Source organism: uncultured Azohydromonas sp., from assembly GCF_937926365.1.
GTDB lineage: Bacteria > Pseudomonadota > Gammaproteobacteria > Burkholderiales > Burkholderiaceae_C > Azohydromonas.
This window is the reverse complement of sequence record NZ_CALAOH010000168.1, coordinates 1-14,672: the sequence shown is the minus strand read 5'-3', so window position 1 is coordinate 14,672 and position 14,672 is coordinate 1. Positions and strand designations below refer to the sequence as shown.

General features: G+C 71.5%; 9 protein-coding genes. 7 read left to right on the top strand and 2 right to left on the bottom strand.

The window, feature by feature from the left end:
• Positions 1-1,858: sigma-54-dependent Fis family transcriptional regulator (locus Q0741_RS17625; protein ID WP_298234501.1), on the bottom strand; the 1,858-nt coding region annotated here is incomplete at its 3' end.
• Between the two features lie 270 nt (positions 1,859-2,128).
• Here Q0741_RS17625 and pedF point away from each other — a divergent pair.
• From pedF to Q0741_RS17590, 7 genes are all read left to right on the top strand, one after another.
• On the top strand, positions 2,129-2,611 hold the full coding sequence (gene pedF / locus Q0741_RS17620; RefSeq protein ID WP_298234500.1) for a cytochrome c-550 PedF: 483 nt from the start codon (positions 2,129-2,131) through the stop codon (positions 2,609-2,611).
• On the top strand, positions 2,611-3,465 hold the full coding sequence (locus Q0741_RS17615; protein WP_298234499.1) for an ABC transporter substrate-binding protein: 855 nt from the start codon (positions 2,611-2,613) through the stop codon (positions 3,463-3,465). The genes pedF and Q0741_RS17615 overlap by 1 nt, the downstream gene beginning before the upstream one ends.
• 247 nt (positions 3,466-3,712) lie before the next feature.
• Positions 3,713-4,189, top strand: coding sequence for a 4Fe-4S dicluster domain-containing protein (locus Q0741_RS17610; RefSeq protein ID WP_298234498.1), 477 nt, complete (start codon positions 3,713-3,715; stop codon positions 4,187-4,189).
• Between the two features lie 24 nt (positions 4,190-4,213).
• Complete coding sequence (locus Q0741_RS17605) at positions 4,214-6,061, top strand: aldehyde ferredoxin oxidoreductase family protein (protein WP_298234497.1); 1,848 nt, start codon at positions 4,214-4,216, stop codon at positions 6,059-6,061.
• A 139-nt stretch (positions 6,062-6,200) separates the two neighbouring features.
• Entirely contained in the window at positions 6,201-7,484 is a 1,284-nt protein-coding gene (locus Q0741_RS17600) for an FAD-dependent oxidoreductase (RefSeq protein WP_298234496.1), read from the top strand.
• A 38-nt stretch (positions 7,485-7,522) separates the two neighbouring features.
• The gene (locus tag Q0741_RS17595; RefSeq protein ID WP_298234495.1) at positions 7,523-7,777 is read left to right on the top strand and encodes a MoaD/ThiS family protein; all 255 of its coding nucleotides are present in this window, start codon (positions 7,523-7,525) and stop codon (positions 7,775-7,777) included.
• A gap of 5 nt (positions 7,778-7,782) precedes the next feature.
• The gene (locus Q0741_RS17590) at positions 7,783-8,088 is read left to right on the top strand and encodes a hypothetical protein (RefSeq protein ID WP_298234494.1); all 306 of its coding nucleotides are present in this window, start codon (positions 7,783-7,785) and stop codon (positions 8,086-8,088) included.
• A 128-nt stretch (positions 8,089-8,216) separates the two neighbouring features.
• Here the strand turns inward: Q0741_RS17590 and Q0741_RS17585 are convergent.
• A partial coding sequence (locus Q0741_RS17585) for an autotransporter-associated beta strand repeat-containing protein (RefSeq protein WP_298234493.1) occupies positions 8,217-14,672 on the bottom strand: 6,456 nt, incomplete at its 5' end.

The following is a 14,672-nucleotide window of genomic DNA, read 5'->3' as shown; positions in this document are numbered from 1 at the left end:
CGGCGGCCTGCGCCTGGGCCATGGCGGCGTGGGCCGCCGCGGCCTGCTGCTGGGCCAGCCGGCGCACGTCTTCCAGGAAGTCGTCCGAGAGGTGGGCCTGCGTGATCTGCGGCTCGCCGGCGGCCATGACGGCGGCGGTGCGCAGCACGTTGGCGAGCTGGCGGATGTTGCCCGGCCAGTCGCAGCGCTGGAACAGTGCCATCACCTCGGCACTGATGCGCGGCGCGCCCTGCGGGCATTCGTTGGCCAGGATGCGCTGCGCCACCAGCGGCAGGTCGCTGCGCTCGCGCAGCGGCGGCAGCCGCAGCACCAGGCCGTTGAGGCGGTAGTACAGGTCCTCGCGGAACTCGCCGCGCTGGATCATCTCGCGCAGGTTGCGGTGCGTGGCGCCGATGACGGCGATGTCCACCGCGATGGACTTGCCGCTGCCCAGCGGCGTGACGCAGCGCTCCTGCAGCACGCGCAGCAGCCGTGCCTGCAGCGGCAGCGGCATGTCGCCGATCTCGTCGAGGAACAGCGTGCCGCCGTTGGCTTGCACGATGCGGCCGGTGGCGCCCTTGCGCCGCGCGCCGGTGAAGGCGCCTTCCTCGTAGCCGAAGAGCTCGGCCTCGATCAGCGACTCGGGGATGCTGGCGCAGTTGACGGCCACGAAGGGCTGCTTGGCGCGGTTGGACTCCTGGTGCACCGCGTGCGCGAGCAGCTCCTTGCCGGTGCCGGTCTCGCCCAGGATCAGCAGCGGGATGTCGCGGTTGATGATGCGCCGCGCCTTCTGCACCACGGCCTCGATCTGCGGATCGCCGGTCTGCAGGTAGGCCAGGCCCGTGGGCAGCGTGCCGGGCGCGGGGGTGGTTGCGTCCGCAAGCGGTGCCGCCTGGGGTGCCGGACCCTGCGCGGTTGCGGCCGGCGGCGCCGAGGGGGGGATCTCCAGCGCCGGCGCGCCGGCCGGCACGGCGGCAAAGGCCAGCGACGCCCAGTCCATGCGGGCGTTGGCCAGGAACTGGCGCCCGTCGGGCAGCATCAGCTTCATGGGCAGCGCCAGCGGGCTGCGGAAGTGGTCCACCACGGCGGCGACGGTGGTGCCGAAGAGCGAGGACAGCGTCTGGTTGCGCAGCGCCACGCCGGAGATGCCCAACTGGTCCAGCGCGCTGCGGTTGGCGCCCAGGAGCTTGCCGTCCGCGCCCACCACCACGATGCCTTCGAGCAGCGTGCCGATGAACTCGGGGCGGCTGTGGAAGTGCAGCCGCAGCCGGTTGGCGCAGTGGTCGTTGAGCCAGTGGTTCTCGATCATGCGCGCCGACATGCGCACCAGCCCCATGGTGTGCTGGTGGTAGGTGCGCTGGTCGGCGCTGACGTCGAGCACGCCCAGCATGTTGCCGCGCGGGTCGAAGATGGGCGCGGCCGAGCAGGTGAGGAACTGGTTGGCGTGCATGAAGTGCTCGTCGGCATGCACGAGGGTGGGCCGCTCGGCGAACAGCGCCGTGCCGATGGCGTTGGTGCCCTTGGAGTGCTCGGCCCAGTTCACGCCCGGCGACAGCGCCACCTTGCCCGCGCGCGTGACGAACTCCTCGTCGCCGACGCTGTGCAGGATGGTGCCGTGCGCGTCGCACAGCACGATCATGCTCTGCGTGCCCGCGATCTGTTCCAGCAGCAGTTCCATCACCGGCGCCGCATGCGTGAAGAGCTTGCGGTTGCGCTCGCGCGCGTCGTTGAGGTCGCTGCGCATGAGCGGCTCGTAGTCCGGGCGCTCGATACGCGTGAGGCCCAGCGCGGCGCAGCGCTCGTGCGACTGCTTGATCAGGTCGATATGGGCCGCCGTGCCTTCGGCCGGCGCCGCAATGCTGCTGCGGTGGATCGACATGGGTGCTTCGTCTCCATGGCGTGCCTTCCCGGCACGTCCGTTCATGGGGCTGCGCCACCGCGGGCCTGTGTCCCAAGTGGCTGCAACATTGTTTCATTCTTGAGCAAATGCTCGAACGCGGGCGCAATGCTGTAGCAATCCCCGGGCACTGTCCACCCGGCTTACCCGCATCCTTACCGTTTCCTGAATGCCAAAACCCACGTTTTGGCTTTCGTGGCATAGGCCTTGCAAAAGTCCGGCCCGTTCGATGTCACAACTCAGGAGACAACCATGCCCGCGCGTTCCGCACTCCGTTTTCCCTTGCGCCTGCTGGCGCTGCTGGCCGGCGTGATGCTGGCTGGTGCCGCCGTGGCCCATGGCGACGTCACGCCGCAGGCCGTTGACACCAAGGAGCTGCCGTCGCTGGGCGACGACTGGCGCGACCAGAACCCGTTCCGCGGCAACGACACGGCCATCAAGATCGGCTCCTCGGCCTACAACCAGAACTGCGCCCGCTGCCACGGCCTGGAGGCCATCTCCGGCGGCATCGCGCCGGACCTGCGCAAGCTCGACAACGAGTGCGCCACGCAGAAGATCGAGAACAAGAAGGCGGCCTGCGTGAAGGACGTGGACGACTACTTCCTCAACACCGTGCGCCGCGGCCGCACCCGCAACGGCGCCGTGTACATGCCGCCCTTCGAGGGCACGCTGAACCAGGAGGCGATCTGGTCGATCAAGGCCTACCTGGAAACCCGCCGCGAGAAGCCGCTGTGATGGACCGCCTGCCCCTCACCATGAAGCGCCGCTCGATGCTGGGCGTGCTGGCCGGCGCCGGCGCGGCGGCGCTGGGGCTGCCGCTGACGCTGTCGGCCACGCCGCTGGAGAAGATCAAGGAGCGCGGCTCGCTGAGCGTGGCGCTCTACAACGAATTCCTGCCGTTCCACGACCAGGGCAAGGGCATCGACGCCGAGCTCGCCGGCGCGCTGGCGCAGGCGCTGGGCGTGAAGCTGTCGGTGCTGCCGTTCCCGGCCGACGAGTCCATGAGCGACGACCTGCGCAACATGGTCTGGAAGGGCCACTACCTGGGCTACGGCCCCGCCGACGTGCTGCTGCACGTGCCGGTGGACCGGCCGCTGATCGAGGAGAACCCGCAGGTCAACATCTTCGGCCCCTACTGGCGCGAGCGCGTGGCCGTGGCCCGGCGGCTGGACGCGGTGCCCGCGCTGGAAAGCCTGTCGCAGCTGGGCAAGGCGCGCGTGGCGGTGCCGGGACTGTCCCTGGCGGGCTGGCTGCTCATCGGCGCCGAGGGCGGCGCCTACCGCGAGCAGCTGGTGACGACCTTCAAGGACGGCGTCCAGGCCGCCCATGCGCTCAAGAACGGCGAGGTGCCGGTGGCCGCGGGCAACCTGTCCGAGCTGCAGAGCGTGCTGCGCGGCCAGAGCGGCATCGCCATCGAGCCGCTGCCCAGCCCGCGCGCGCCGCGCGACGGCTGGGCCGTGGGCATGGCGGTGAAGAAGGACGCCACCGAGCTCGCGCAGGCGCTGCAGGGCGCCCTCAACGACATCGCCAAGGACGGCCGCCTGGCAGCGATGTTCGACCGGCACAACGTCACCTGGCGGCCGGTGTAGCAATCTGGAGCAATGGGCCTGCGCCTTCTGGGGTTTCACCCATGTAGGCGTGGGCCTCTTGCGCAATCAACATAGGTATGCAAGTGCATAGGGGTCCGCGGGCCCCTGGCGTCCGGCTGGCGCGCTCCTGAGCGCGCGGGAGAGCCGGACGATTTTTTTGGCCTCCAACATAGGCAGTGCAGTGCATAGGGACCGCGGGGATGGCGCCGGCGCGCCGGGGAACGGGGTCCGACTGAAGGGAAAAGCCATGCAGAAGTCGCTTCACATCAACCCGGACAAGTGCACCGGCTGTCTCCAGTGCGAGATGGCGTGCAGCTTCGAGAACTACGCCACCTTCGCGCCGGCCAAGTCGCGCATCAAGGTGTTCGATTTCCATCACACCGGGCGCAAGGTGCCCTACACCTGCACGCAGTGCGACGAGGCCTGGTGCCTGCATGCCTGCCCGGTGGAGGCCATCACCATCGACGCGCTCACCGGCGCCAAGGTTGTGAACGAGACGACCTGCGTGGGCTGCAAGGTGTGCACCATCAGCTGCCCCTTCGGCACCATCAACTACGTGCAGGAGACGGGCAAGGTCCAGAAGTGCGACCTCTGCGGCGGCGACCCGGCCTGCGCCACCGCCTGCCCCACCGGCGCCATCACCTACGTGGACGCCAACTGGACCGGCCTCGGAAAGATGGCCGCCTGGGCCGAGAAGCTCGGCAACCCGGCCGCCGCCGCCTGACACCACAGATCTGAGGAGCAGCACATGTCCTGGGCAGGAAAAATCCTTCGCGTCAACCTCACGGACGGCACCGTCAAGTCCGAGCCGCTGAACATGAAATGGGCGCGCGAGTACCTCGGCTCGCGCGGTCTGGGCACCAAGTACTTCGTCGAGGAAGTCGATGCCAAGGTCGATCCGCTGTCGGCCGACAACAAGATCATCTGGGCCACGGGTCCGCTGACCGGCACCATGGCCTCCACCGGCGGGCGCTACACCGTCATCACCAAGGGTCCGCTCACCGGCGCCATCGCCTGCTCCAACTCCGGCGGCTACTGGGGTTCGGAGCTCAAGTTCGCGGGCTGGGACATGATCATCTTCGAGGGCGCGTCCCCGAAGCCCGTGTACCTCTACGTCGAGAACGACCAGGCCGAGCTGCGCGATGCCAGCCACCTGTGGGGCCACAGCGTCTGGGAAACCGAGGAGACGCTCAAGAAGCTGCACCAGGACCCGCTGCTGCGCATCAGCACCATCGGCCTGGCCGGCGAGAACGGGGTGCTGTTCTCCGCCGTCGTCAACGACCTGCACCGCGCCGCCGGCCGCTCGGGCGTGGGCGCCGTGATGGGCAGCAAGAACCTCAAGGCCGTGGCCGTGCGCGGCACCCTGGGCGTGGGCAACGTGGCCAACCCCAAGGAGTTCATGAAGGTCACCTTCGAGAAGAAGAAGGTGCTGGCCGACAACGCCGTGACGGGCCAGGGCCTGCCGACCTACGGCACGCAGGTGCTGATGAACGTCATCAACGAGATCGGCGCGCTGCCCACGCGCAACCACCGCGACGTGCAGTTCGACGGCGCCAAGGACATCTCGGCCGAGGCCATGGCCGCCCCGCGCGCCACCGACGGCAAGAAGCACCTGGTGACCAACCAGGCCTGCTTCGGCTGCACCATCGCTTGCGGGCGCATCTCCAAGATCGACGAGACCCACTTCTCGGTGCAGAACAAGCCGCAGTACTGGGGCGCTTCTGGCGGCCTGGAGTACGAGGCGGCCTGGGCCCTGGGCGCGGCCAACGGCGTCAACGACCTGGAGGCGCTGCAGTACGCCAACCTGCTGTGCAACGAGCAGGGCATGGACCCCATCAGCTTCGGCGCCACCATCGGCGCGGTGATGGAGCTGTACGAGATGGGCGTGCTCACCGCCGAGCAGATCGGCACCGAGGCCCCCTTCGGCTCGGCCAAGGCGCTGTGCGAGCTCGCGGAGATGACGGCCAAGGGCATCGGCTTCGGCAAGGAGATCGGCCTGGGCTCGGCGCGGCTGACCGCCAAGTACGGCCACCCCGACCTGAGCATGAGCGTCAAGGGCCAGGAGTTCCCGGCCTACGACAGCCGCGGCATCCAGGGCATGGGCCTGACCTACGCGACCAGCAACCGCGGCGCGTGCCACCTGCGCTCGTACACCGTGGCGTCGGAAGTGCTGGGCATCCCGGTCAAGACCGACCCGCTGACCGCCGAGGGCAAGCCCGAGCTGGTCAAGGCCTTCCAGGACGCCACCGCCGCCTTCGACGCCGCGGGCATCTGCATCTTCACCAGCTTCGCCTGGACGCTGGCCGACGTGCAGCCGCAGGTCGCGGCCGCCTGCGGCGAGGAGTTCACGCTGGAGAAGATGAACGAGATCGGCGAGCGCATCTGGAACATGGAGCGCGACTTCAACAACCGCGCCGGCTTCACCGCCAAGGACGACACGCTGCCCAAGCGGCTGCTGACCGAGCCGGCCAAGACCGGCCCGGCCAAGGGCCTGGTCAACAAGCTGCCCGAGATGCTGCCCAAGTACTACGAGATCCGGGGCTGGGACGCCGAGGGCCGCCTCAAGCCCGACACCCGGGAGCGCCTGGGCCTGTAATTCCGATGTCTTTCGTCTGTGAAGTGACCCGTTCGCACTGACCCTTCGATACCTCAGGGCGAACGGAACTACTTCACTGGCGAGTCAGTAGGAAGAGAAAGGCGGTCCATGGACCGCCTTCTTTTTTGGAGCTGTTTCCATGTTGACTCACCTGATCCTCGGCGCCGGCCCGGCCGGCGTCATTGCGGCCGAAACCATCCGCAAGCACGCGCCGCGGGACCGCATCCTCATCGTCGGCGACGAGGTCGAGCCGCCGTACTCGCGCATGGCGATTCCGTACCTGCTGGTCGGGCGCGTCGGCGAGCCCGGCACGCACCTGCGCCACAGTCCCGACCACTACGAGCGGCTGCGCATCGACCTCAAGCGCGGCGTGCGCGCGCTGGCCGTGGACACCAAGGCGCGCAAGGTCTTCTTCAGCGACGACAGCGAGATCGAGTACGACCGGCTGCTCATCGCCACCGGCTCCAGCCCGGTGCAGCCGCCCATTCCCGGCATCAACAGCCCCGGCGTGCACACCTGCTGGACGCTGGACGATGCGCGCGCCATCGCCGCGCGGGCCCAGCCCGGCGCGCGCGTGGTGCAGGTGGGCGCGGGCTTCATCGGTTGCATCATCATGGAAGCCCTGGCGCTGCGCGGCGTGAAGCTCAGCGTGGTGGAGACGGGCGACCGCATGGTGCCGCGCATGATGGGCCCCACCGCCGGCGGCATGATTCGCCAGTGGGTGCAGTCCAAGGGCGTGGACGTGCACACCGGCGCGCGCGTGCAGGCCATCGAGCCCGTGGGCAACGAGTTGCGCGTGAAACTGTCCAGCGGCGACGTGCTGGCGGCGGACCTGGTCATCAGCGCCACCGGCGTGCGGCCCAACATCGGCTTCCTGTGGGGCAGCGGCGTGCGCTGCCTGCAGGGCGTGCTCACCGACGAGCACCTGCAGACCAGCGTGCCCGGCGTCTATGCCGCGGGCGACTGCGCCGAGGCCTTCGACATCGTCAGCGGCCGCACCATCGTCAGCGCCATCCAGCCCAACGCGGCGGAGCAGGCGCGCGTGGCGGCGCTGAACATGGTGGGCCAGCGCGCGGTGCTGGGCGGCGTCACGCAGATCAACGTGCTCGACACGCTGGGGCTGATCTCCACCAGCTTCGGCAACTGGCAGGGCGTGCCCGGCGGCCAGAGCGCCGAGCTCGTGGACCAGGGGGCCGGCAAGGCGCTGAGCCTGCAGTTCGACGGCGACCTGCTCGTGGGCTGCAACAGCGTGGGCTGGACGCAGCACGTGGGCGCCATGCGCGGCCTGGTCGAAGGGCGGGTCAAGCTCACGCCCGAGTGGAAGCAGCGCCTGATCGACGACCCCACGCAGCTGATGCCCGCCTACCTGGCCTGCGCCCAGGCGCAGGAAGCCCGCGGGCTGGGCAAGCAGCAGCCGTATTGAGCGCCGGGTCGCCAAGGCCGCGGGCAACATCACGACCCATGCGCATCACCTTCAAGCTCTACGCCAGCCTCACCGAGTACCTGCCGGCCGAGGCGCGCCGCGGCAACGCGGTGCAGCTCGACCTGCCCGAGGGCAGCACCATCGCGCAGGCCGTGGAGCCCTACGGCCTGCCGATGAAGCTGGTGCACCTGGTGCTGGTCAACGGCAGCTTCGTGCCGCCCGAAGCGCGCGCCACGCGCGCGCTGGTCGAAGGCGACGTGCTGGCCATCTGGCCGCCGATCGCAGGCGGCTGAAGCCCGTGCAGTTGCTGCAGTGCCCCGCCGAGTTCGAGCGGGAAATGGGCTGCACCGCCGCCGAGCTGGCGCACTGGCTTCCCGGCGCCGCCGCGCCGCACCCGGTGCGGCAGCGCGCCGACGGCGCGGACATCGCGCTCGACGGGGGCGGGCGGCTGAGCCTGCGCTGGGAGGCGCTGCCGCCGCGGCGCATCGCGCTGCTGAGCGTGCCGCGGCTGAGCCTGCGCTTCGCCTTCGAGGGCGTGGACGAGATGGGGCGGCTGCGCTTCATGCGCCGCTTCGACCTCTACACGCAGCGCGGCGGCGGTTGACGCGGGCGGGCGAGGGCGCCGCGCTTCGCGCCCTGCAAAGAAAAACGGCGGTGGCACGCGAGTGCCACCGCCGTTGTGTTTCAGGGATGGGCCGGCCCGGCCCCGCGGGACCAGCCGGCCGTCCGGGTTCAGAAGGCCACGTTGAGCTGGACCTTGGCGCTGCCGTCCTTGTAGCCCGACAGCGCGCTGTCGAGGCTGGCGCTGGCCGTCACGGCCTGGCTCAGGCGGATCGTGCCGCCCACGCCGAACAGGGCCAGCGTGCGCTTGCGGCTGTCGTAGGTCAGCGGGAACTGCACCGCATTGTCGATGCCCAGGCTGGCCGTCTGCACGCGGTTGCCTTCGCCCAGCACGCTTTGCAGCGCGGCGTGCGCGGCCAGCGTGAAGGGCTTGCCCGCCACCACGTGCTGCCACTCGAAGGCGCTGCCCAGCGTCAGCGTGGTGCGGCTGGTGCTGTAGTCGCCCAATACCAGGCTGTGGCTGGAGCCGGCCTCGGTGAAGCCGTCGCTGCTGAAGCGGCCGTGGTCCAGGTTGGCGTAGGGCGTCACGGCGAAGCCGCTGGTCCGGTATGCGTCCCAGGCCAGGCCCAGGCTGACGTTGGTGGCGCTGCCGCGGGTCTCGCCCGTGGCCTCGCCGGAGACCGCGTCGCGCTTGAGCTTGTAGCGGTAGCTGCCGTGGCCGATGCCGCCCAGCACGGCCAGCTTGTCGCTCACGCGGCCCTTGGCGTAGAGGCGGAAAGCCTCGCCCTTGACGTCGCCACGGCCGTGGTCGCCGCTGAGGCCGCCGTTGCTGCTGGCCAGCACGCCGCCGATCTCCACCGAGCGGTTGAGCGCGAACTCGGTGCCGATGAGCATCTCGTTGCGGTGCAGCTTGGCCGCGTCGGCCTGGCGCACGCTGTCGGTCTGCGCCGAGGCGAAGAACTGGCCGCGGCCGCGCACGCCCTCGCCGAACTCGGCGGCGGCGCGCTTGACCAGCAGGCGCGACATCGACGTCGCGGCGCTGAAGCCGTAGTCAGCCATGGCGCCGTAGTACTCGGGCGTCATCTTGGCGATGCCGTCGCGGGTGGTGAGCACCTCGGCGGCATTGCGGCCGACGTTCTCGGCACCGCCTGCGGCGGTGTCGATCTGGTTGACGCCCACCGAGGTGGCACGGGCGAACAGCGCCTGCGCCGCGTCGCGCTGGCTCCGGGTGAGGCCCAGGTCGGCGAAGGTGCTGCCCGCGGCATTGAGCCCCGTGGCGATGGCCTGGCCGGTGGCGAGGTCGAACACCACGGCGGCGTTGCGCGCGGCCACGCCGGTGCCCTCGACACCGTCAGCGTCGAACAGCACGTCGCCGAAGCTGCCGTTGACGCGCTTGGCGTTGCCGTTGGTGTCGGCGATCACCTGGTACACGTCGCCCAGGACCGGCGCGACGCCATTCCAGGTGCGGAACGTGAGCGCTGCTGCCGGCGCCACCGTGACGCTGCCGCCCACGCGCACCTGGTCGTGCTGCGTGTCGGGAGTGGTGCCGGCCAACTCCAGCTCCAGCGCGCTGTTCTCGGTGTAGCTGCCCAGGATCGTCACCGTGCCAGGCGAGTAGCCCGGAGCCAGCGTGCCCTGGTTGCTGAAGTCGCCGGTGAAGGTCAGCGAGCCGCCGACCTTGGCCCCCGCGGCGTTGCTGAACGACGCGGCGTCCACCGTGCCGCCGCCGCCCAGCGTCGCGTACTGCAGGTTCCGCGAGTCCGCCAGGTGCAGCGTGCTGTCCGCGTCCACCACGGCCGCGCCGGTGCTGAGCCGGGCGCCGGCGTCCAGCGTCATGGAGCTGCCGTTGCTCAGCTGCAGGGCCTGGGTGTTGACGTTGCTGGCGCCGCTCAGGCGCAGGCTGCCGCCGCCGGTGGACAGGCTGGACCCCTGGGTGCTGTTGAGCACGCCGCTGAAGTCGCCGCCGTTGCTGACCACCAGGTGGTAGGCGTTCATGTCCACGCGGCCGTTGCCGTCGAGGGTGCGGATGGTCTGGTCGCCGTGGGCCAGCACCAGCTGGCCGTCCACCGTCACGGCCGCCTGCAGCGACAGGCGCTGCGGCCCGCCCAGCGTGAGCGTGCTGTCGTCGGTGACCTGGACCGTGCCCGCGTCGCTGGTGCCGTTGAGCAGCACCCTGCCGTGGGTGGTCAGCGTGCCGGCGCCGAGCTTGGCATTGACGACGCTGCCGTCGTTGAGCGCGTAGGTGGCCGCGGTGAGCTTGCCGCTGCCGTCCACGGTGCCGCTGTTGACGAAGGCCGCGACGGTGTCGTCGGAGGCCAGGTTCAGCGTGCCGGCGTTGCTCAGCGTGGCGTTGGACGCCAGGCCGCCTTGGATGACGGCCAGTTGCGCACCGGCGGCCACGTTCACGTCGCGGCTGGCCGTGCTGCCCGAGAGCACCACGGTGCCGGCCTGGACCGACATCGCGCCGGTGTGGCCGCTGGCGCCGGAGAGCGCGAGCGTGCCCGCGCCGGTCTTGGCGAAGCTGCCCTGGCCACCGATCTGGCCGGCGAAGGTCGAGTGGCCCGACTGGTCCAGCGTGAGCTGGTCACCGGCGCCGGCGAGCACGACGCGGCCGCCGGCCTCGCCGGTGAAGCCGGCCGTGGCGATGCGGCGCTGGCCCAGCACGTCGAGCGTGCCGCTGTTGTCCACGGCAGCGGCCGTGATGTCGGCCGCCTGGCGGATCACGCCGCCGTCGGCGTTGTCCACCGCCCCGGCGCTGTCGAGCCGGGCGTTGAGCAGCGCCGTGCCGCCGGCGTGGTTGGCCAGCGAGGCGACGTTCTGCGCGGCGTCGGCCACGAAGCTGCCGCTGTTGGCGACGGCGCCGATGGTGTCGGCCGTGCCGGCGCGGAAGGTGGCGCCGGCGTCGATGCTCAGGCTGCCGGTGTCGGCCAGGGTGCCGCCGCCGGTGGTGTCGAGCGTGCCGGCCTGGACGGTGGTGCCGCCCAGGAAGGTGTTGGCGCCGGTGAGCGCCAGCGTGCCGGTCTGCGTCTTGGCCAGGGCGCCGGCGCCGGAGATCACGCCGGCGTAGGTGGAGTCGGCCGTCTGCCGCACCGTCAGGCGCGAGCCCGCGTCGATGGCGACGCGGCCCGAGCCCTGGAAGCCGGCGCTGTCGATGACGCGCTGGCCGCTGACGTTGAGCTGGCCCTGGTTGGTCACGGTCGAGGCCGCGGCGATGTCGGCCGCCTGGTGGATCACGCCGCCCTCGGCGTTGTCCACCGTGCCGGCGCTGGCGAGCTGGGCGTTGAGGCTGCTGACGCCGCCGGCCTGGTTGCTCAGCGTGGCGACGGTCTGCGCCGCGTTGACGACCAGGTTGCCGCTGTTGCTCACGGCGCCGATGGTGTCGGCGGTGCCGGCGACGAAGGACGCGCCCGCGGCCACGGTCACCGCGCCGGTGTCGGCCAGGGTGCCGCCGCCGGTGGTGTCCACGGTGCCCGCGGCCACGGTCAGGCCGCCGGTGAAGCCGTTGGCGCCGGTGAGCCGCAGGGTGCCCACCCCGCTCTTGACCAGGGCGCCCTGGCCGTTGACCTGGCCGGCGTAGGTCGAACCGCCGAGCTGGTCGATGGTCAGCCGGTCGGCCGTGCCGGCCAACAGCACGCGGCCGCTGTCGGCGCCGCCGAAGCCCAGGGTGGCGATGGTGCGCTGGCCGCTGACGCCGATCGTGCCGTCGTTGGCCACCGCCAGGGCCGTGATGTCGGCGGCCTGGTTGAGGAGGCCGTCCGCGGTGTTGGCCACCGTGCCGCCGCTGGTCAGGTCGGCGTTGAGGTGGGTCGTGCCGGCGTTGGTCATGTCGCCCGCGCTGGTCACGGCGGCGTCGAGGTGGGCCGTGCCGGTGGCGGTGTTGTCCAGGGACGCCACGGTCTGCGCCGCGTTGACGCGCAGCGTGCCGGCGTTGGCCACGGCGCCGATGGTGTCGGCGGTGCCGGCGACGAAGGTGGCGCCGGCGGCGACGTTCACCGAGCCGGTGTCGGCCAGGGTGCCGCCGCCGGTGGTGTCCACCGTGCCGGCCAGCACGTGGGTGCCGCCGGCGTAGGTGTTGGCGCCGCTGAGGTTCAGGGTGCCGCTGCCGGTCTTGGACAGCGCGCCCGCGCCGGAGATGACGCCCGAGTAGAGCGAGTCGGCGTCCTGCCGCACCGTGAGGTTGGCGTCCTGGAGCATGGCGGCGTGGCCGCTGCCCTGGAAGCCGGCGCTGGCGATGGTGCGCTGGCCGCTGACGTTGAGCTGCCCCAGGTTGGTCACCGTGGAGGCGGCGGTGACGTCGGCCGCGAGGTTCACCACGCCGGTGGCGGCGTTGTCCACCGTGCCGGCGCTGGTGAGGGCGGCGTTGACGTGGGCGGTGCCCGTGTTGGACAGCGAGGCCACGGCCTGGGCCGCGTTGACGCTCAGCGTGCCGGCGTTGTCCACCGTGCCGACGGTGTCAGCCGTGCCGGCGACGAAGGACGCGCCCGCGGCCACGGTCACCGCGCCGGTGTCGGCCAGGGTGCCGCCGCCGGTGGTGTCCACGGTGCCCGCGGCCACGGTCAGGCCGCCGGTGAAGCCGTTGGCGCCGGTGAGGCCCAGCGTGCCGGCGCCGGTCTTGACCAGCGCGCCCTGGCCGTCGATGCGGCCGGCGTAGCTGGAGCCGCCGGCCTGGTCGATGACGAGGTGGTCGTCCGCGCCGGCCATCGACACGAGGCCGCTGGCCTCGCCGCCGAAGCCGCCGCTGGTGGCGGTGATGGTGCGCGCACCCAGCACGTTGAGCTGGCCGCTGTTGCTCACCGAGCCGGCGGTGACGTCGGCCAGCTGGTCGAGCAAGGCGCCGTCGGCGTTGCCGAGCGTGCCCGCCGCCGAGACGTTGGCGCCCAGGACCATCAGGCCGCTGTTGCTCACGTCGCCGGTGCTGGCGAGCGCGGCGTTGACGAGCGTCGTGCCGGCGTTGGACAGCGTGCCGATGGTGTCTTCGGTGCCGGCGACGAGGAGGGCGCCGGCATTGACGGTCACGGCGCCCGTGTCGGCCAGGGTGCCGCCGGCGCTGGTGTCGAGCGTGCCCGCCGCCACGGTGGTGCCGCCGGTGTGGGTGCTGGCACCGGAGAGGAGCAGCACGCCCGAGCCGGCCTTGGTGAGACTGCCCTCGCCGGTGAACTGGCCGGCGAAGAGAGACACGCCGCTCTGGTCGAGGGTCAGGGCGTCGCCGGCTTCGGCCATGGCGAAGCTGCCCTGGCCGGCCAGGGTGCCGGTCGTGAGCGTGCGCGCGCCCTCGACGCTCCAGTCGCCTTGGTTGACGACGCCGCCGGCCTGCACGGACTCCCGCTGCAGCAGCAGCGCGCCCGTTTCATTGGTGATGGTGCCGGCCGTGGTGGCGCCCGAGACGTTCAGGCCCGCGCCACCGCGGTTGAGCAGGGTGCTGACGCTGGTGGCGCCCAGGAAGGACGTGGCGCCGCTGTTGTCCACCGTGCCGGCGTCCAGGGCGCCCATGGCGACGAGCTGGCCCGTCGCGGCGACGTTGACCGCCGTGGCCTGCTCGGCACCGCCCAGGATCAGCGCGCCGCCGTTGACGGCGACGCTGCTGGGGCCCGTGGTGCGCATCAGCCGGCCGATGCCGGAGCCGTCGGCGGCCAGCGTGCTGACCAGGCCGCTATTGACCTCCAGCGAAGCCAGCGCGTTCTGGGCGGTCATGTAGACGGCGCCGCCGTAGCCGGCGCTGCCGACGCGCAGGCTGCCGTTGGTCCAGGTGCCGCGCAGGTACACCGCGTCGGCGTTGAGGCCCGCGATGGGCGTGGCGTGCGCGGCGTCAAGGGCCGCGTTGTGGAAGGCCGCCACGTTGCCGGTGAGGCCGCCCAGGTTCACGCTGTTCTTCAGCGTGACGGTGCCCTGGCCGTACTCGGAGCCGAACACCATCGTGGAGCCGTTGGCGAGGTAGCTGCTGCCCCACTGCAGCAGCTGGTTGGCGCCGTTGGCGGTGCGGCCGAAGTCGAGCGTGATGCCGTCGCTGCGGGCCGAGGCGAAGCCGCCGGCGCCGTTCCACATGAACTGGCCGGGCACGACCGAGCCGGCGCGCTGCGTGACGTTCTCGCCGAGCAGCAGCACGCCCGCGTTGGCGTGCGGCGCCAGGGTGCCGATGGCGCCGGTGCCGGCGAAGACGACGCTGCTGGCCGGGTGGATGCCCTGGCCCAGCGTCACCTCGGTGGTGGCGCCCTCGATGTAGGTCTTGCCGGAGTAGGTGTTGGTGCCGGCGAGCTGCACCAGGCCGCCGCCGCCGATGTGCAGGTCGGCGCCGGCACCCGGGGCGTAGCTGCCGGCGATGCTGGCGTTGCTGTCGTCGGCGATGCCGCCCTCGATGCGGATCGTGTGGCCCGCCCCCGGGGCCAGCAGCACGGTGGAGCCCTTCATCATGAAGATGTCCGCGCCCGCGGCCTGGCCCGACTCGCCGCCGTTGTTGCTGGAGCCCGCGAGCGCCGTGTTGTCGCGGAACAGCACGTTGCCGTTGAGGGTCAGCGTGCCGCCGCTGCGCACGAAGATCGCGCCGCCGTAGCCCGAGCCCCCGCCGCCGCCATAGCCGGTGCCGTCGCTGCCCACGCCGCCGCCGAAGCCGGCCGCGCCGCCCGCGCCGGC

What these genes read in the sequence shown, in the direction of transcription:
- pedF (WP_298234500.1), top strand. Translation starts at nt 2,129, where the DNA reads ATGCCCGCGCGTTCCGCACTCCGTTTTCCCTTGCGCCTGCTGGCGCTG.
- Q0741_RS17615 (WP_298234499.1), top strand. Translation starts at nt 2,611, where the DNA reads ATGGACCGCCTGCCCCTCACCATGAAGCGCCGCTCGATGCTGGGCGTG.
- Q0741_RS17610 (WP_298234498.1), top strand. Translation starts at nt 3,713, where the DNA reads ATGCAGAAGTCGCTTCACATCAACCCGGACAAGTGCACCGGCTGTCTC.
- Q0741_RS17605 (WP_298234497.1), top strand. Translation starts at nt 4,214, where the DNA reads ATGTCCTGGGCAGGAAAAATCCTTCGCGTCAACCTCACGGACGGCACC.
- Q0741_RS17600 (WP_298234496.1), top strand. Translation starts at nt 6,201, where the DNA reads ATGTTGACTCACCTGATCCTCGGCGCCGGCCCGGCCGGCGTCATTGCG.
- Q0741_RS17595 (WP_298234495.1), top strand. Translation starts at nt 7,523, where the DNA reads ATGCGCATCACCTTCAAGCTCTACGCCAGCCTCACCGAGTACCTGCCG.